Genomic DNA, 17,988 nt, shown 5'->3' with positions numbered 1-17,988 from the left:
GCAGAAATACCCCGCCGTCACCGTGCAGGTGGAAGGCCATGCCGACGAGCGCGGCACGCGCGAATACAACATCGCGCTCTCCGCCCGCCGCGCCACGGCGGCGCGCGAATTCCTGATCGCCCAGGGCGTCAGGGGCTCGCGTATCTCATCGATCGCCTATGGCAAGGAACGCCCGGCGGCGCTGTGCGATGCCGAGCAGTGCTGGTCGCAGAACCGCCGCGCCGTCACCGTTATCACCGGCGGCGCAAAACAGTAAACGTTGCCGGCTGCACGGCGGCGTGCCACCGGCCGAGCCTCAATTTCACCGTGATTCCGGTTCACTTGCGGGTCTGACGAGAACAATCCGCCCCTTGTAAGGGCCGCTGGGTGCAGATCATGCTGAAGTTCGTGAAATCTTTCGTCGCCGTCGCCGCACTTGTGGGCCTTGGCCTTGTGTCACCCGCCATGGCGCAGAGCGCTTCCGAGATGGCGGTGCGCATGCAGCAATTGGAAGAGCAGGTCCGCCAGCTCACCGGCCGGGTGCAGGAACTGTCCTTCGAGGTGAACCAGCTCCGCGTGGCGGGCGCTGCCGCCCCGCGGCAGAACGGCGCCGGCCTGGCGCTGAAGCCCGCCGCGTCGCTTGCTGCTGCGGCGCCCCAGCCCGCACCGCCGCCGCAGCCCAGCCAGCAGAAGCGGCTTGCCGCCGCCTCGGCCGGAGCTCCGATCCCTGACAGCAATGGGGTTGAAACCATCGAACAGGCGCCGCTCGGCGCGCCTGCGTCGGTCCCCATGCCGCCGGCCACCATGCCGCCGGCCGCAATGCCGGAGGCCTCCTCCGCCGAAACCGTCCAACAGGACGTGCCGGGGGCCGCGCCTGCCGCCAGGGTGTTCGGCGCGCTCGACAATGCCGCCGCCCAGCCCAATGACGGCGGCTTCCAGGGCCAGGTTCTGGTGCCCCCGTCACAGCAGGAACCGGGCGATGACTATGGGAAGCAGGGCGCCGCCGCGCAGCCCGCCACGAATGACGATTCGATCGAGACCGTTTCGCTCCAGCCCGGTGCGGCAACCCAGACGGAGACGCCCGAGTCGCTCTATGAGCGCTCCAACGAGAGCCTGCTGCGCCGCCAGTACGGCGATGCCGAGGCCGGTTTCTCCACCTTTTTGTCGCAGTATCCCGATCACAGCCTGGCGGGCAGCGCGCAATACTGGCTGGGCGAAACCTATTACGCCCAGAACGACTACAAGCGCGCCGCCGCCATTTTCCTGCAGGGCTACAAGAAATATCCGGCAAGCCGCCGCGCGCCGGACAGCCTGCTGAAGCTCGGCATGTCGCTCAACCGTCTTGGTCAGGGCGAGCAGGCCTGCGCCGCCCTGGCCGCCGTCAGCACGGAATATCCGAAGGCGGTGGATGCCCGCAAGCGCGCCCAGTCGGAAGCCAGGCGCGTTGGCTGCGCCTCCTGACATTCCGGCTGACTTCTCGGCCCTGCGGCCGGAGCGCCATGTGGCGCTGGCCGTTTCGGGGGGCTCCGACTCGACTGCACTGATGCGCCTCGCGGCGGACTGGGCCCGGACCAACCATCCGGGCCTCAAGCTGTCCGTGCTCACCATCGACCATGGTCTGAGGCCCGAAGCGGCGGCGGAGGCGGCCCGCGTCGGGCAGTGGGCCGCCGGGCTTGGCCTTCCTCACCATGTGCTGCACTGGACGGAGCAGCCGAAGCCCACCACCGGCCTGCAGGCGAGAGCACGCGACGCGCGCTACGGGCTGATGGCGGACTGGTGCCGCGGCCACGGGGCCACGGCGCTGCTCACCGCCCACACGCTCGACGATCAGGCCGAGACAGTGCTGATGAGGCTCGCCCGCACCATGAGCCCCGATAGCCTTGCCGGCATCCGCCAGTTTGGCGTATGGGATGGGCTGCCGTTGCTGCGCCCGCTGCTGCGCGCCAAACGGCAAGCCCTGCGCGGCTGGCTCGCCCGGCTCGGTCAGCCCTGGATCGACGATCCCTCCAATGAGGACGACCGTTTCGAGCGCGTTCGGGCGCGCCGCAGCCTTGCCGCCCTGGGCCCCGAAACCGCCGCGCGCCTCGCGGCGCTGGCGGATCGGGCTGCGGCGGCCGCAGCGCTTCTGGAGCGCGCGGCGCGGCGGTGGATTGCCTTTTACCTTCAGGAACATGAGACCGGCATCTGTCACCTTGCGCTGGACCGGTTCCAGCGCCTGCCGGAGACCCTTCAGGAACGCATCCTCGGCATCGTCATCGAGCGCTATGGCGGGGGGCGGAAAGCGCCCGACGCCGAAGAGCTGCGACGGATCGCGCGCTGGGCGGCAATCGGGGAGGGGCCGGTGCGTTGCACCCTGGGCGGCGCCCTGCTGGGCCGCCGGAAATCCGGCTTCTGGGTCACGCGTGAGGCGGCGCGCATCGAGGCCACCCCGCGGATCGTGCCGGATACAGGCAAGCTGTTGTGGGATAAGCGTTTTTTGGTGGAGGCCGCGCCGGGCGCGCAGGTTGCGCCAACAGCGTCGCGCAAGCTGCCGCCCAGTCCCGGAGTTCCCGTCTATGCGCTTCGCGCCTGCCCTTGGGTCGAGCAACCGCCCGGGGTGCCGCCGCCGCGCAGCCGCTTTCTGCGGCTCACCACGCATGGGCGAGCGATTTACCCAAAGGCCGTTCTTGGAAATACTTCCGCTCCGGCCTATGTTATTGGACAGTCTGAAATTTGAGCTGCCGTCCGTCCCCTGGGCCGGGTCGCCATCTGTGAGGATCACGTGAACCAATTCCGCAATTTCGCTGTCTGGATCGTCATCGCGCTGCTGCTCTTCGCGCTGTTCAGCGTGTTCCAGGGCCAGGTCCGCAGCCCGTCGAGCTCCGAGCTCAGCTATTCCGAGTTCCTGCAGAAGGCCAATTCGGGTGCCATTCAGTCGATCGTGATCACCGGCGACAATATCACCGGCAAGCTCTCCGATGGCGCCACCGTGCAGACGACCGGTCCGCTGCTTGAGTACCAATTGAAGCAGCTGAGCGAAAAGAACGTCTCGATCACGTTCCGCACCGCGCAAAACGACTCGCTCCTCACCAATGCGCTCGTCTACTGGCTCCCCATGCTGCTCCTGATCGGCGTGTGGGTGTTCTTCATCCGCCAGATGCAGTCAGGCTCCGGCAAGGCCATGGGCTTCGGCAAATCGAAGGCAAAGCTCCTCACCGAGCGCCATGGCCGCGTGACCTTCGAGGACGTCGCGGGCGTGGAGGAGGCGAAGGACGATCTCGTTGAGATCGTCGACTTCCTGAAGGACCCGCACAAGTTCCAGCGGCTGGGCGGCAAGATTCCCAAGGGCGCTCTGCTCGTGGGTCCGCCCGGCACCGGCAAGACGCTGCTGGCGCGCGCCATCGCGGGCGAGGCCAATGTGCCCTTCTTCACCATCTCGGGTTCGGACTTTGTCGAAATGTTCGTGGGCGTCGGCGCCTCCCGCGTGCGTGACATGTTCGAGCAGGCCAAGAAGAATGCGCCCTGCATCATCTTCATCGACGAAATCGACGCGGTCGGCCGCCACCGCGGCGCGGGCCTCGGCGGAGGCAATGACGAGCGCGAGCAGACCCTGAACCAGCTCCTGGTCGAGATGGACGGTTTCGAGGCGAATGAGGGCGTGATCCTGATTGCCGCGACCAACCGGCCGGACGTTCTGGACCCGGCCCTGCTTCGCCCCGGCCGTTTCGACCGCCAGATCGTGGTGCCGAACCCGGACGTGCAGGGCCGCGAGAAGATTCTGAAAGTTCACATGCGCAACGTGCCGCTGGCGCCGGATGTGGATGCCAAGACCATCGCGCGGGGCACGCCTGGCTTCTCGGGCGCCGATCTCTCCAACCTCGTCAACGAGGCGGCGCTTCTCGCCGCGCGGCGCAACAAGCGCATCGTCACGCAGTCGGAATTCGAAGAGGCCAAGGACAAGGTGATGATGGGCGCGGAGCGCCGCTCCATGGCCATGTCCGAGGAGGAGAAGCGCCTCACCGCCTATCATGAGGCGGGCCATGCGCTGGTCGCCATGAATGTGCCCAAGGCCGACCCCGTGCACAAGGCGACCATCATTCCGCGCGGCCGCGCGCTGGGCATGGTGATGCAGCTGCCCGAGGGCGACCGCCTGTCGATGAGCTACACCCAGATGACCTCGCGCCTTGCCATCATGATGGGCGGGCGCATCGCGGAGGAGATCACCTTCGGCAAGGAGAATGTCACCTCGGGCGCCCAGTCCGACATCGAGCAGGCGACGCGGCTGGCGCGCGCCATGGTCACGCGCTGGGGCTATTCGGACGAACTCGGCACGGTGGCCTATGGCGAGAACCAGGAAGAGGTGTTCCTCGGCCACTCCGTGTCGCGCACCCAGAACATCTCGGAAGAGACCGCGCAGAAGATCGACCAGGAGGTGAAGCGGCTGGTGTTTGACGGCCTGACCGCCGCGCGCCGCATCCTGACCGAGAAGAACCACGAGCTGACGGCGCTGGCCCAGGGCCTTCTCGAATATGAGACGCTGTCGGGCGAGGAGATCAGGAACCTGCTCGCCGGCACGCCGCCCCGGCGCGAGGATGGCGATGGCGGCAGGAAGGGCGCCAAGGCAACATCCTCCGTTCCCGCCACGGGCCAGCCCAAGGCCGGAGGCGCGGGCGGCATGGAACCGCAGCCGCAGGTGTGATGATCCGGCATTACGCAAGGCCGGCAGGGCTCGTCTACGGACCCGACGCCCGGCAGCTGATTGAGGAAGGCCGCGGAGCATCGCTCGGCGGCCTTTCCGCAATCGCCTATACGCTTGTCGAGGAGATTGCGCGCGGGGCGTCCTCCGTCCGCCGCCGTTTCGCCACGGGACGTTTGCCGCGCCAGACGGTGGTGCCGGCCTTCCTCTCGCCCGAGCGCCCGCTGATCATGGGCATTGTCAATGTCACGCCCGACAGCTTCTCGGACGGCGGCCTCCATGCGGAAAGCGGCCGCGCCATCGCCCATGGCTTGCTCCTGGCGCAACAAGGCGCTGATATTCTCGACGTCGGCGGCGAATCGACCAGGCCCGGCTCCGAAGGTGTGCCGGAGGCAGAGGAACTGCGCCGCATCCTGCCCGTCATCGAGGCGCTTGCGGCGCGGGGGCTCACCGTCTCGGTCGACACACGCAAGGCCAATGTCATGCGCGCGGCGCTTCAGGCTGGCGCCAGCATCGTCAACGATGTGGCTGCCCTCACCTATGATCCCGCCGCCATTGAGGCGATGGCGGAAGCCAGCTGCCCCGTCATCCTCATGCATGCCCAGGGCGACCCCCGGACCATGCAGCTGAGCCCGCACTATGACGACGTGGCGCTCGACGTGTTCGACTGGCTCGAAGCCCGCATCGAGGCCTGTGTCGCGGCGGGCATCGCGCGCTGGCGCATCGTGGCCGATCCCGGCATCGGCTTCGGCAAGAGCTTCCGCCACAACATCGACGTGCTGCGCCACTTCACGCTCTATCATTCGCTCGGCGTGCCGGTTCTGATGGGGCTGTCGCGCAAGGGTTTCATCGGCGCGCTGACCGGCGAGAAACTGGCCGGAAACCGCGTCAGCGGCTCGGTGGGCGGCGCTGTCTGGTCGGCGCTCAACGGCGCGCATATAATTCGCGTGCATGATGTGAAGGCGACGGTGGAGGCGCTGGCGGTGGCAGGCGCCGCCGCGGACCCGGACCGCAGCGGACTATAAAGCATTTTCAGGTCAAGTGGACACCGGTTGACCGTCGAAAATGCGACCAAACAAAGAGATGGAGCAGCGTTTCGGTTCCACTGAACCGAAACCTGCGCTACGCGGGGGAGTTTCCATGGCGCGGAAGTATTTCGGAACCGACGGCGTGCGCGGCCGCGCCAATACCGGCGCCATGACCGCGGACATCGTGTTGAGGATCGGCATGGCCGCCGGCAATCTCTATCGCCGCGGCAGCCACCGCCACCGTGTGGTGATCGGCAAGGACACGCGGCTTTCGGGCTATATGATCGAGAATGCGCTGGCCTCGGGCCTTCTCGCCGCCGGCATGGACGTGTTCCTGCTGGGTCCGGTGCCCACCCCCGCCGTCGCCATGCTCACCCGCTCGATGCGCGCCGACCTTGGCGTGATGATCTCCGCCTCGCACAATCCTTTCGCCGACAACGGCATCAAGATCTTCGGGCCCGACGGCTTCAAGCTGTCGGATGAGCAAGAGCTTGAGATCGAGGCGATGCTCGACGATCCATCGCTGATGACCCTGGCGCCGCCCGATGGGATCGGCCGCGCCAAGCGGATCGAGGATGCCCAGGCGCGCTACATCGAATTCGCCAAGCGCACCTACCCGAAGGACATGACGCTCGATGGCTTGCGCGTGGTCATCGATACCGCCAATGGCGCGGCCTACAAGGTTGCGCCCACGGCCTTATGGGAGCTGGGCGCCGAGGTGATCCAGATCGGCAATGAGCCCAATGGCCTCAACATCAATGACGGCTGCGGCTCGACTCGCCCCGAGTCGATGTGCGCCAAGGTCAAGGAGCTCCGCGCCGACATCGGCATCGCGCTCGATGGCGACGCGGACCGCGTGATCATCGCCGACGACAAGGGCGAGCTGGTGGACGGCGATCAGCTGATGGCGCTGATCGCCACCTCATGGGCCAGGCGCGGCGATCTGCGCGGCGGCGGCCTTGTCGCCACCGTCATGTCGAACCTCGGGCTTGAGCGCTATCTGGCGGAGCACAAGCTGACGCTGGCCCGCACCAAGGTGGGCGACCGCTATGTGGTGGAACACATGCGCGCCCATGGCCACAATGTGGGCGGCGAGCAGTCGGGCCATATCGTGCTGTCGGACTTTTCGACCACGGGCGATGGCCTGCTCGCGGCGCTGCAGGTTCTGGCGGAAGTGAAGCGCCAGGGCAAGCCGGTGAGCGAGGTGTGCAATCTGTTCACGCCGCTGCCGCAGGTTCTGAAAAACGTGACGTTCAGGCTGGGAGACCCCCTGCAGGACAATGGCGTGCGCGCGATGATCGCCGATGCCGAAGCGCGCCTCGGCAATTCCGGCCGCCTCGTCATCCGCCCCTCCGGCACCGAGCCCGTCATCCGCGTGATGGCGGAGGGCGACGACAAGGGCCTGGTCGCCAGGATCGTCGATGATCTCTGCGGCGCGATCGCCAGGGCTGCGGCTTGAAGCATGATCCGCAAAAGTGGAAACGGTTTTGCGACAAGATCATGCTCAGGCTTTTGACCCGAGCATGATCCGCAAAAGTGGAAACGGTTTTGCGCCAAGATCATGCTCAAGCCTTTGATCTGACGCATCGGCCGGTCAATCCGAGCCATCCTGTCCCGTGGGGCCGCCCGATGCTCCGGTAAGCGGGGAAAAGCGTGCGGTCATCTCCTTGGGAAACCGCTTCGGTCGGCCTTCGCGGTCCACCAGGGCCACGGTCACGGCGGCCCGAAACAGGAGCGCGCCGTCGCGCATCACGTCCTGCCCGATTTCGATTCGCGCCCCGGTCATGCCGATGAAGCGCGTATGCACCTCAAGCAGGTCGTCGAGCCGCGCCGGGCCGAGAAAGTCGCAGACCATGCGTCGGACCACGAAATTCAGGTTCTCCAGCTGCGACTGGCGGATACCCAGCAGCCTCAGACAGTCGGAGCGCGCCCGCTCGCAGAAGGCGGCGTAGCGTGCGTGATAGACCACGCCGCCGGCATCCGTGTCCTCGAAATAGACGCGAATGGGCTTGATGTGGATGCCGGTCCCGATGCGTCCGGCGAAGCCCGGCCATGCCTCTTCAGTCATCGGCGTCTTCCAGCGGCAGCACGCCCTGCATGATGTCCGGGCGCTGCGGAATGGCAAGCCCCATGTGCCGGAAGGCATGCGGGGTGAGCAGCCGCCCGCGCGGCGTGCGGTTGAGGAATCCCATCTGCAGCAGATAGGGCTCGACGATGTCTTCGAGCGCATCGCGCGCTTCCGAGAGGGACGCCGCTATGGTGTCGATGCCCACCGGCCCGCCGCCGAAATTGAGCGCGATGCATTTCAGGTAGCGGTGGTCGAGCGAGTCGAGGCCCCGGTGGTCGACGTCGAGCGCCAGGAGCGCCTTGTCGGCGAGTGCCGCATCGATCACCCCGGCGCGCGCCACGGAGGCGAAATCGCGCACCCGGCGCAGCAGGCGGCCCGCGATGCGCGGCGTGCCGCGGGCGCGGCGTGCGATTTCGCGCGCCCCCTCCTCCGCGATCGCCATCTGCATCACCCGCGCCCCGCGCTTCACGATCTCGAGCAGCTCCTCCTCGGTGTAGAAATCGAGCCGCACCGGGATGCCGAACCGGTCGCGCAGCGGCGTGGTGAGAAGGCCTGTCCGCGTGGTGGCGCCGACGAGGGTGAATTTGGCGAGGTCGATCTTCACCGAGCGCGCCGCCGGGCCCTCGCCGATAATGAGGTCGAGCTGGAAATCCTCCATCGCCGGATAAAGCACCTCCTCCACCGCCGGGTTGAGGCGGTGGATCTCGTCGATGAAGAGAACGTCGCGCTCCTCAAGATTGGTGAGCAGGGCCGCAAGATCGCCCGCCTTGGCGATGATCGGCCCCGAGGTGGCCTTGAAGTTGACGCCCAGCTCGCGCGACATGATCTGGGCGAGAGTCGTCTTGCCGAGGCCCGGCGGACCGGCGAACAGCACATGGTCCAGCGCCTCGCCGCGCCCCTTCGCCGCCTCGATGAAGATCCGCAGGTTCTGCTTGGCCTTGGACTGGCCGATGAATTCCTCCAGCCGCTGCGGCCTCAGATGCGTGTCGATCGCGTCTTCCGGCATATTGCCGCGCTCGCGGACCGGGTTCGTCATGACAGGGCCAGTTCCTTCAGCGCCAGCCGGATCAGCTTCTCCGTGGGCTGATCATCGCCCGCCTTCCTCATCGCGGCGGAGACGGCGGCGCCGGCCTGCGCCTGGCCATAGCCCAGGTTGACGAGAGCCGAAACCGCATCGGCCGCCGCCGTGGGCCCTGGCGCGCCGATCCCGGCGGCGAGCCTCGCAACCTCCGGCGGCAGCGGTGCGAAGGCCGGCGTCTTGTCCTTCAGCTCCAGCACGATGCGCTCGGCGAGCTTCCTGCCCACGCCATTGGCGCGCCCGATCATCGCCTTGTCCTGCAGCGCCACGGCATTGCCGATCTCGGCGGTGGAGAGGGTCGAGAGGATGGCCAGCGCCACCTTTGTGCCCACCCCTTGCACGGACTGCAGCAGCCGGAACCATTCGCGCTCGTTCACCGTGGCGAAGCCCACGAGGCGGATCATGTCCTGGCCGACCAGCATCTCGGTGTGGATCTCGGCGTATTCGCCGGGGCCGGGAAGGGCGGCCAGCGTCCTGGACGAGCAGGACACGTGATAGCCAACGCCGTTGACGTCGATCACCAGCCAGTCGGCGCCCGCGGCATCGATCCGGCCCTTGAGTTTTGCGATCATGCAAGCGCCCCCATAACAGCCGTGCTACTGGCAAGACGGGAACAAGTCAAGAACGCGCCAGCACGCCGGCCAGCCGCTGCGCGCCGCGATAGTGGGCATGGCAGATGGCCACCGCCAGCGCGTCGGTCGAATCCGCGCTGCGCATGCGGGCCTTGGGCAACAGCAGCTTCACCATGTGCTTCACCTGGGTCTTTTCGGCGTGGCCAGCCCCCACCACCGCCTTCTTCACCGTGTTGGGTGCGTATTCGGAGACGGGCAGCTTCAGCATGGCCGGCGCCAGCATCAGCACGCCCCTCGCCTGCCCCAGTTTCAGCGTGGCGCGCGCATCGGTGTTGACGAAGGTCTCCTCCACCGCCGCCTCGTCGGGGTCGAATTCCCGCAGGATGCCGATCAGCTGCGCATGGAGCTGGAGGAGCCGCTCGGCCAGCGAGGCGCCGCCATCCGAGTGGATGGCGCCGTCGGCGACATAGGCGAGCCGGGAGCCCTCCTGAGAGATGACGCCCCAGCCGGTGTTCCGGAGGCCGGGGTCGATGCCGATGATTCTGACCATCGGCGCAGTCTACATCATTCTCCGCCGAGCTTCGCCATCACCTCGTCGGGGATGTCGGCGTTGGAAAACACGGTCTGCACGTCGTCGTCCTCGTCCAGCGCATCGACCAGCTTCATCAGGCTTTCGGCCTTTTCCTGGTCGACCGGGGCCATGGTCTGGGGCTTCCACACGATCCTGACGGAGGCCGCCTCGCCGAATTTCCTGGCCAGCGCGGAGGAGACCTCGCCCATCGACTCGAAGGCGCAGGTGACGGTATGGCCCTGCTCATCCGAGACCACGTCGTCGGCGCCGGCATCGATCGACGCTTCCAGCATCGCATCGCCGCTGGCCTTCGCCGCCGGATAAACGATCTCGCCAACCCGCGCGAACATGAAGGCGACCGAACCCGATTCCCCCAGATTGCCGCCGAACTTGGCGAACAGCGAGCGGACGTTGGAGGCCGTGCGGTTGCGGTTGCCGGTCAGCGCCTCGACGATGACGGCAACGCCGCCCGGGCCATAGCCCTCGTAGCGAACATTGTCATAGTTCTCGGCATCGCCGCCGGCGGCCTTCTTGATGGCGCGCTCGATATTGTCCTTGGGCATGCTTTCGGCACGCGCGTTCTGGATCGCAAGGCGCAGCCGGGCATTGGCGTCAGGGTCCGGCAGGCCTGCCCGGGCGGCGACCGTGATTTCGCGCGACAGCTTGGAGAATATCTTGGCGCGCACCGCATCCTGCTTGCCCTTGCGGTGCATGATGTTCTTGAACTGCGAATGACCGGCCATGGAACCCTCGGGTGCGGATTTCGAATTGTGACGGTCTGGCTTATAAAGCATTTTCAGGTCAAGTGGACACCGGTTGACCGTTGAAAATGCGACCAAACAAGGAAATGGAGCAGGTTTCGGTTCGACGGAATCGAAACCTGCGCCAGGCAGGCAACCCTCGCCGAAACAAGGCCGCTTAACCATCCTTTAAGCCGGCCCGGTCAAGCTTACCCCCGTCAGGTGTGTGGAGTTGGCGAGAATGAAGGCAGGACGCGGAATGCTGAATGAACTGTGCTTTGCGGCGGAGGGCCTGTCGGGAACGGCGGCGGCAACCTCGCTGCGGAAGCTCTGCTCGATCATGGAGACTGCGCCCTCCGGCCGCCTGTTCGGCGCCATTTCGACCCTCTCGGACATGTCCGCCAAAGCCGCGAAGGCGCTGGAGGAGGGTGCCGGCAACATCGGCCGGAACGACGGCGCCGCCGCCGCCCGCATCGGCGAAGCGCTCCTGCACATGGACGGTCTCGCCGAAATGGCGGAAGACAGCCACATCCCGGTCGCGGACAAGCGCGGCGCGGCGCGGTGATGCTCTTTCACGGTTAACGAAATCAGTCATCATGGCCGGGCTTGTCCCGGCGATCCTTTTGGCGGCCGCAAAGGATGCCCGGGACAAGCCCGGGCATGATGGGTGCCGTGAATTGTGAATGCGAACCAGGACCGTCCTCGGCTAATTCGCCGCCACCACCAGCGTCATGTCGTTCACCGCCGTGACCTTGACGCGCGTGCCTGCTTCCATGTCCGGCCCCTCGATCTGCCAGACCGTGTCCTCGATCGTCAGCTTGCCGCGGCCGTTGATGATGGGCTGGCCGAGGGTGAAGCTGCGGCCGACATAGCCGAACTGCCGGCGGTTGAGGTGGGGATTGTCCTTCGGCTCCATCGCCGGGCCCTTGTAGAAACGGCGGCCGCCGATGACGGCCATGGCGGAGAGCATGGCGAAGACCAGGAGTTCGCCCTGCCACGGCATATCAAGGACATTGTCGGTGACGCCGGTGAGCGCGGCCGCGATGCCAAGCCAGATGAAGAACACGCCCGGAGACAGCAGCTCGAGCAGCAGCAAAATGCCCGCCGCCACGAACCATACCCAGTTGCCGAGCAGGGGGAAGACCTGTTCCACCGCGGGCGCCCTATTTCGCCGGACCGATGGGCGGCACGCTGCCACGGCTGCGCTGCGGCTGCGCAGGGGGGCCGCCGCCGAACGCTTCCCTGGCGATTTCAGAGATGCCGGCGATCGAACCGATGACCGAAGCCGCCTCGAGCGGCAGCATCAGGACCTTCTGGTTGGGGGAGACGGAGATCCGCTCCAGCGCCTTGATGTAATTATTGGCCACGAAATAATTGATGGCCTGCACATCGCCCTCGGCGATGGCCTGAGACACCATCTGCGTGGCCTTGGCCTCGGCTTCCGCCGAGCGCTCGCGCGCCTCGGCGTCGCGGAAGGCTGCTTCCCTGCGGCCCTCGGCCTCGAGCACCACTGACTGCTTCTCGCCCTCGGCCTTGAGGATGGCGGCCTGGCGCAGTCCCTCCGCCTCGAGGATGGCGGCGCGCTTGTCCCGCTCGGCCTTCATCTGGCGGGCCATCGAGTCGATCAGGTCGCGCGGCGGGTTGATGTCCTTGATCTCGATGCGGTTCATCTTGATGCCCCAGGGCTGGGTCGCCTGGTCGACGACGTTGAGCAGGCGATGATTGATCTCGTCGCGCTGCGACAAGAGATTGTCTAAATCGAGCGAGCCCATCACCGTGCGGATATTGGTCATCACCAGATTGATGATGGCGTTCTCGAGATTGCGCACCTCGTAGGCCGCGCGCGCCGCATCGACGCATTGATAAAAGGAGACGCCATCGACCTTCACCATGGCGTTGTCCTTGGTGATCACCTCCTGGGAGGGGATGTCGAGGACCTGCTCCATCATGTTCTGCTTGGCGCCCACGCGGTCGATGAAGGGCACGATGATGCCGAGCCCCGGCTGCAGCGTGCCGATGTATTTTCCGAAGCGCTCCACGGTGTAGTTATAGCCCTGCGGCACGATGCGGATGGCGCGCAGCAGGTAGAAGATCACCACCGCGAGAAACACCAGAACGAAAATGCTCAGGCCTTGATACAACATGTTGCCCCCGTGGTGCCACCGCCGTGCGGCCAAATGAAGATGGCGCTATCGCCGCGGGAGTTCAAGTGCCTATGCCCAGCCCTTAAGCTCGTTGCGGACGATGGCGTCGAGCATGGCGATGGAGGGTTCGCTGTCGTTGAGGCAGGGCGCCACCGAAAACTTCTCGCCGCCCGCCTCCTCGAAGGTTTCCTTGAGCCCGATCGCAACTTCCTCCAGCGTTTCCACGCAGTCGCTGGCGAAGCCGGGGCACACCATCACGAGCTTCTTGACGCCCCTGGAGGGAAGCTCCTCCACCGTCTGCTGGGCATAGGGCTGCAGCCATTCGGCCTTGCCGAAGCGCGATTGGAACACGACCTGCAGCTTCTCGCGCGGCAGCCTGAGACGCTCGCCCAGAAGGCGCGCCGTCTTCATGCAGTGGCAATGATAGGGGTCCCCCGCCATGAAGTAATCCTTCGGCAGGCCGTGGAAGGAGGCGAGGATCACGTCCGGCTCCCAGTCCAGCGTCCTGAGATGCGCCTCAAGCGACAGAGCCAGCGCCTCGATATGTGCGGGATTGTCGAAATAGGGCGGCACGGTGCGGATGGCGGGCTGCCAGCGCATGGTTTTCAGCGCGTCATAGGCCTTGTCGAGCGCGGTGGCCGTGGTCGAGGCCGAATATTGCGGATAGAGCGGGAACAGCAGGATGCGGTCACAGCCCTGCTCCTTCAGCGCCTCGATGCGCGCCTTCGTGGGCGGCAGGCCATAGCGCATGCCCCAGTCGACGATGACATTTGGAAGATCCGCCAGGCGCGCGGCGAGTTTTTCGGCCTGCGAGCGGGTGATGGTCTTGAGCGGCGACTCGTTCTTCTCCCGGTTCCAGATCTGCTCATAGGCATGGCCGGACTTCTTCGGGCGGGTCGACAGGATGATGCCGTTGAGCAGCACCCACCAGAGCACGGGGTTCACCTCGATCACGCGGCGGTCGGAGAGGAATTCCTTGAGGTAGCGGCGCATCGGCCAATAGGACGTTCCCTCGGGCGTGCCGAGGTTGATCAGCAACACGCCGAGCTTTCCCACCTTGAACGGAGGGTGGCCCTGGGGAAGAACATTCATGGAAATCTCGAAACCGTCCTGTTAGCCGAAGCTGCCGCGCGGATTGAGTGACTACTCCCCCGTTAACGGCTTGAAAATGCCAAAAGATCATATTGGGGAGGAATTTGCTTTTGGCAGGGATATGACGTCCATGCGCCTTCCAACCGGAATCGATCCGGAAAAACTGCCTGTTCTGGCGGCACTCGCGGCCGCAGGCGGCTTCACCCTGTTGCTGGCGGGCGCCATCGTCATTTATGCCACGGTGGACGCGCTGGGTATTCTGCTGATTGCGGCTTTCATGGCGGCCGCACTGGGGCTTGCGGCATCGGGCTGGTATGTGCACTGGCGCGCGCTCGCCAGCCCAGCCGCGGCGCACGCCGGGGTGGAGCGCCGCTCGCCCTTGCGCAACGCCGGGCAGGATTCGCCCGTTCACCGGCTGCTGGAGGCGGTGGCGGTGGAGGTCAAGACCAGCGCCACCACGCTCGCCGGCTTTGCCGAACTGCTGCCGGCCGCCACCGCGGACGAAGCGCGCCGCCACCTGCTGGACGGCAGCCTCAACCTGCTTGGCTTCGCCACACAGTTGCATGACTACATCCGCTTCGAGCGCGGCCGCCTGCGGCTGAAGCAGCAGCAGGTCGATGCCGGGGAACTGGTGGAGGCGGCCCTCGTCTGCTGCCGCGCGTCGGCGGAGGAGGCGGGCACCACGATCGCCGCGGCCATTCCGGCCGGCATCGAAGTCTCCTGCGATGCCGAGCGCATCCGCCAGGCGCTCGCCAGTCTCATCATGTGGTCGGCGCGCGGCTCAACCGCCGGCGGCATTGTCGATGTGAAGCTTTTGCGCCTGCCCGACCGGGGACTTGCCATCGACATCATCAGCCGCGCGGAGGCCACCTCCGGGGTGCAGCCCCGTGACCGGCTGTTCGAGCCGCAACTGGCGCTCGCCGGCCTCAAGGGCTTTGCCCTTCCCATTGCCAGGCGCGTGGCGCTCCTCCATGCTGGCGAGGTGACGGTGGCGTCGAGCCCTGGCGAGGGCGCACGCGCCCGCCTTACGCTGCCGGCGGCGCGCGTGGCCTGGCCGGACGAGCACCGCCCCGCCCGCGCCGCCTGAGGACCGAGCTTCGCCGAACATGCCTGCGCTGACCGCCGTTCCGCCCTTTCTGGGCGCCATCCGCGCCGCGACTCCCGAAGGCTTCGATGCCGCCATCTTCGGCGCACCGCACGGCACGCCCTACCCCGAAATCGACAATTCCCCACATGCCGGCGCGCCGGATGCCTTCCGCAGCGCACTGGCGGCGGATGCCGAATGGCTTGACCACTGGGATTTCGACCTGGGCGGCCCGCGGCTGCGCCACGGCCAGAAGATCTGCGACCTCGGCAACCTCAAAACCCGCCCGCGGGACGGCGCGCACAACCGCGCCCTGATCGGAGAGACCACCCGGCGGATCCTTGAGGCCGGCGCCGTGCCCATCATGTTCGGCGGCGATGATTCGGCGCCCATTCCCTTTATCGCCGCCTATTCGGAGCAGCCTGCAATCGTCATCCTGCAGATCGACGCCCACATCGACTGGCGGCAGGAGCGGCGCGGCGAGGCCATGGGCTTTTCCTCCACGATGCGGCGCGCCGCCGAGCATGACCATGTCTGGCGCATCGTGCAGGCGGGCGCGCGCGGCGTCGGCAGCGCCCGCGAACAGGAGGTGCGCGAGGCGCTTGCCTGGGGGGCGCATATCGTCACGGCGCGCGAGGTGCACCACAAGGGTGTCGCCGAGGTGCTGCGGCACATCCCGGAGGAGTGCAACTGCGTCATCTCCTTCGACTGCGACGCTCTCGATGCGGCGGAAATGCCGGCTGTCGCCTACCCCACGCCCGGCGGGCTCAGCTATACCCAGGTGACCGACCTCATCGCAGGCGTGGCCGCCAAGGCCCGCATTGCCGGTTTCTGCATGGTGGAGTTCGTGCCGCTGCGCGACCGCTCGAAAACCGCCGCCTTCACCGCGGCCCGGATTGCAGCCAATGTGGTGGGGCGGATCGGAGCGCGCGGGGCGTGATGGCCCGGCTCAGTTCACCTTCTCACCGGGGTAGACGCCCCAAAGCTGGGTCTGCTCCACGAAGCCGCTGTAGCCGCCTGCGCTGAGCTCGCACCAGTCGCCGTCGCAGTTTTCCACCTCGGCCACGACGCCGGAGCCGACCTTGGCCACCATGCCTGCGCCGTTCCTGGGGCTCTGCAGCAGCGTCACGTTCTGGCCCTTCTTCCAGGGCGCGATCTCGGCCGTGCGCCTGCCGGCCAGCATGTTCTGCAGGATCCAGCCTTCCTCGCCGTCGGAATCGCGCACCCGGCGCCAGTTCTCGAATTCGGCGACGATCTCCACCGGCAGGCCCTTGCGCTGGAACACCCAGGCAACCGGATGATCGCTGGACGGACCGCGGCGGACATTCACCTTCTCGGCCTTCAGCGACACGAAACGCGGGATCGGAAACCCGGAGGCGCCCACCGGCCTCGCCACTTCCATGCCGATCGAGCCCGTCACCGCGCCACGCCCCGCGCTGGCTTGCGACTCGAGGCGTTTGCCGAACAGCGACCAGCCCACCGCGCAGGCCACGCCAATGCAGGCCAGACTGAGGACGATCGAGCCATACCGCCGCTTTTTGGCCGGACCTTCCGCCATGATGATCGCCAATCCTCTCAACTGCCCCGGCGCCCGCCGCCGGTCATCGCGCCCGTTACGCCACAAAGTCAGTTTACACCGCCGTCCGCCCCGTGCAAACGAGGGGGCTCGGGACCGTGACCCCGCACGGACCGATGGCAGGATTGAGCCTGCGGGGTTAAAAATGTCTTAGCGCATGTTCCAACCAGGTGATTCCGCCTGATCGGAACATGCGCCGGAGATCAGGACCGGAGCCAGGATAACCGCATGAGCAAGCGCAAGCCTCTCGTCGTCGTCACCCGCAAGCTGCCCGACGTCGTCGAGACCCGGATGATGGAGCTGTTCAACACCAAGCTCAACACCACGGATGAGCCAATGGACCGCGCCGCGCTGACCGAGGCGGTGAAGAGCGCCGAGGTGCTGGTCCCCACCGTCACCGACCGCATCGACAAGGCGGTGCTGCTGCAGGCCGGCGGCCAGTTGAAGCTCATCGCCAATTTCGGAAATGGCGTGGACAACATCGACGTCGAGACGGCGCTGTCGCGCGGCATCACCGTCACCAACACGCCGGGCGTGCTGACCGAGGATACGGCGGACTTCACCATGGCGCTCATCATGGCCGTCTCGCGCCGCATCATCGAGGGCGCCAAGGTCATTGGGGCCGACAACAGCTGGGCCGGCTGGTCGCCCACCTGGATGCTCGGACACCGCATCTGGGGCAAGCGCCTCGGCATCATCGGCATGGGCCGCATCGGCACCGCGGTTGCCCGCCGCGCCAAGGCCTTCGGCTTGCAGATCCACTATCACAACCGCAGGCCCGTCCATCCGAACATCGAGGAACAGCTCGAGGCCACCTATTGGGAAAGCCTCGACCAGATGCTGGCGCGCATGGACATCGTCTCCGTCAACTGCCCGCACACGCCGGCCACCTATCACCTCTTGTCGGCGCGGCGCCTCAGGCTGATGAAGCCCGAGGCCATCATCGTCAACACCGCGCGCGGCGAGGTGATCGACGAAAATGCACTGGCCCGCATGCTGGAGGCGGGCGAACTGGGCGGCGCCGGGCTCGACGTGTTCGAGCATGAGCCCGCGGTCAACCCGCGCCTGCTCAAGGCCAGGAAGGCGGTGCTGCTGCCGCACATGGGCTCCGCCACCATCGAGGGCCGCATCGACATGGGCGAGAAGGTGATCATAAACATCAAGACCTGGGTGGACGGGCATAACCCGCCGGACCGGGTGCTGCCGTCGATGCTGTGAGGGGAGTACAAGTTTCAAGAGCCACCTTGCCCCGGCTTGTCTCGACGATTTGCGCTTTAATGGAGGAGCCGGGGGTGCCTGACCGCACCCCCGGTGTTGGCGGGAGACCGATTTACCGGGCTGGTCCCTAGAGACCGTGGTCAAGCTTGGTCCCCGTCATCTT

At 66.5% G+C, this 17,988-nt stretch carries 19 protein-coding genes; 10 read left to right on the top strand and 9 right to left on the bottom strand.

Annotated features, from left to right (window positions below):
• From IOC69_RS13665 to glmM, 6 genes are all read left to right on the top strand, one after another.
• On the top strand, positions 1–256 hold a 256-nt coding region (locus tag IOC69_RS13665; protein WP_290544111.1), incomplete at its 5' end, for an OmpA family protein.
• A gap of 119 nt (positions 257–375) precedes the next feature.
• Positions 376–1,440: a tol-pal system protein YbgF gene (gene ybgF, locus IOC69_RS13660; RefSeq protein WP_290544110.1), complete on the top strand. Its 1,065-nt coding sequence runs from the start codon at positions 376–378 to the stop codon at positions 1,438–1,440.
• Positions 1,424–2,695, top strand: a complete 1,272-nt coding sequence (gene tilS / locus IOC69_RS13655) for a tRNA lysidine(34) synthetase TilS (protein WP_290544109.1) — start codon at positions 1,424–1,426, stop codon at positions 2,693–2,695. The genes ybgF and tilS overlap by 17 nt, the downstream gene beginning before the upstream one ends.
• A 45-nt stretch (positions 2,696–2,740) precedes the next feature.
• Positions 2,741–4,657 (top strand): ATP-dependent zinc metalloprotease FtsH, encoded by a 1,917-nt coding sequence (gene ftsH / locus IOC69_RS13650; protein WP_290544108.1) that lies wholly within the window; start codon positions 2,741–2,743, stop codon positions 4,655–4,657.
• Positions 4,657–5,679, top strand: coding sequence for a dihydropteroate synthase (gene folP / locus IOC69_RS13645; protein ID WP_290544107.1), 1,023 nt, complete (start codon positions 4,657–4,659; stop codon positions 5,677–5,679). Before ftsH ends, folP begins: the two co-directional genes overlap by 1 nt.
• Before the next feature lie 115 nt (positions 5,680–5,794).
• Positions 5,795–7,141, top strand: a complete 1,347-nt coding sequence (glmM, locus tag IOC69_RS13640; protein WP_290544106.1) for a phosphoglucosamine mutase — start codon at positions 5,795–5,797, stop codon at positions 7,139–7,141.
• A gap of 135 nt (positions 7,142–7,276) precedes the next feature.
• Here the strand turns inward: glmM and ybgC are convergent, their stop codons facing one another.
• The 5 genes from ybgC to IOC69_RS13615 are packed head-to-tail and all read right to left on the bottom strand — an operon-like array spanning position 7,277 to position 10,714.
• The gene (gene ybgC / locus IOC69_RS13635; RefSeq protein ID WP_290544105.1) at positions 7,277–7,750 is read right to left on the bottom strand and encodes a tol-pal system-associated acyl-CoA thioesterase; all 474 of its coding nucleotides are present in this window, start codon (positions 7,748–7,750) and stop codon (positions 7,277–7,279) included.
• A complete protein-coding gene (gene ruvB / locus IOC69_RS13630; protein ID WP_290544104.1) occupies positions 7,743–8,786 on the bottom strand; it encodes a Holliday junction branch migration DNA helicase RuvB in 1,044 nt (347 codons plus the stop codon). Before ruvB ends, ybgC begins: the two co-directional genes overlap by 8 nt.
• Positions 8,783–9,400 carry a Holliday junction branch migration protein RuvA gene (gene ruvA / locus IOC69_RS13625; protein ID WP_290544103.1) on the bottom strand — a complete coding sequence of 206 codons (618 nt, stop codon included), beginning with the start codon at positions 9,398–9,400 and terminating at the stop codon, positions 8,783–8,785. Before ruvA ends, ruvB begins: the two co-directional genes overlap by 4 nt.
• A 46-nt stretch (positions 9,401–9,446) precedes the next feature.
• Entirely contained in the window at positions 9,447–9,950 is a 504-nt protein-coding gene (ruvC, locus tag IOC69_RS13620) for a crossover junction endodeoxyribonuclease RuvC (RefSeq protein ID WP_290544102.1), read from the bottom strand.
• Positions 9,951–9,964: 14 nt separating this feature from the next.
• Complete coding sequence (locus tag IOC69_RS13615; RefSeq protein ID WP_290544112.1) at positions 9,965–10,714, bottom strand: YebC/PmpR family DNA-binding transcriptional regulator; 750 nt, start codon at positions 10,712–10,714, stop codon at positions 9,965–9,967.
• Between the two features lie 256 nt (positions 10,715–10,970).
• On the opposite strand from IOC69_RS13615, the gene IOC69_RS13610 reads away from it, so the two are divergent.
• A complete protein-coding gene (locus IOC69_RS13610) occupies positions 10,971–11,276 on the top strand; it encodes a hypothetical protein (protein ID WP_290544101.1) in 306 nt (101 codons plus the stop codon).
• Positions 11,277–11,417: 141 nt separating this feature from the next.
• Here IOC69_RS13610 and IOC69_RS13605 read toward each other — a convergent pair whose 3' ends face one another.
• The 3 genes from IOC69_RS13605 to hemH all read right to left on the bottom strand — a co-directional run bounded on the left by IOC69_RS13605 (position 11,418) and on the right by hemH (position 13,947).
• A complete protein-coding gene (locus tag IOC69_RS13605) occupies positions 11,418–11,864 on the bottom strand; it encodes an NfeD family protein (RefSeq protein ID WP_290544100.1) in 447 nt (148 codons plus the stop codon).
• A gap of 10 nt (positions 11,865–11,874) precedes the next feature.
• Positions 11,875–12,855, bottom strand: coding sequence for an SPFH domain-containing protein (locus IOC69_RS13600; RefSeq protein WP_290544099.1), 981 nt, complete (start codon positions 12,853–12,855; stop codon positions 11,875–11,877).
• A gap of 69 nt (positions 12,856–12,924) precedes the next feature.
• Positions 12,925–13,947: a ferrochelatase gene (hemH, locus tag IOC69_RS13595; protein ID WP_290544098.1), complete on the bottom strand. Its 1,023-nt coding sequence runs from the start codon at positions 13,945–13,947 to the stop codon at positions 12,925–12,927.
• 130 nt (positions 13,948–14,077) lie between these two features.
• Here hemH and IOC69_RS13590 point away from each other — a divergent pair, with 130 nt between their 5' ends.
• Together IOC69_RS13590 and IOC69_RS13585 are read left to right on the top strand one after the other, a co-directional pair.
• Entirely contained in the window at positions 14,078–15,034 is a 957-nt protein-coding gene (locus tag IOC69_RS13590) for a HAMP domain-containing sensor histidine kinase (protein WP_290544097.1), read from the top strand.
• Between the two features lie 19 nt (positions 15,035–15,053).
• Positions 15,054–15,971, top strand: a complete 918-nt coding sequence (locus IOC69_RS13585) for an arginase family protein (protein WP_290544096.1) — start codon at positions 15,054–15,056, stop codon at positions 15,969–15,971.
• A gap of 9 nt (positions 15,972–15,980) precedes the next feature.
• On the opposite strand, the gene IOC69_RS13580 is transcribed toward IOC69_RS13585, so the two are convergent.
• On the bottom strand, positions 15,981–16,589 hold the full coding sequence (locus IOC69_RS13580) for an SH3 domain-containing protein (protein WP_290544095.1): 609 nt from the start codon (positions 16,587–16,589) through the stop codon (positions 15,981–15,983).
• A gap of 246 nt (positions 16,590–16,835) precedes the next feature.
• Here IOC69_RS13580 and IOC69_RS13575 point away from each other — a divergent pair, with 246 nt between their 5' ends.
• The gene (locus IOC69_RS13575; RefSeq protein ID WP_290544094.1) at positions 16,836–17,825 is read left to right on the top strand and encodes a D-glycerate dehydrogenase; all 990 of its coding nucleotides are present in this window, start codon (positions 16,836–16,838) and stop codon (positions 17,823–17,825) included.
• Positions 17,826–17,988: the final 163 nt, after the last annotated feature.

The organism is Aestuariivirga sp. (genome assembly GCF_020252405.1).
Taxonomy (GTDB): Bacteria; Pseudomonadota; Alphaproteobacteria; order Rhizobiales; family Aestuariivirgaceae; genus Aestuariivirga.
Note: the sequence above shows the minus strand (reverse complement) of the source record. Positions and strands in the feature narration are given on the sequence as shown.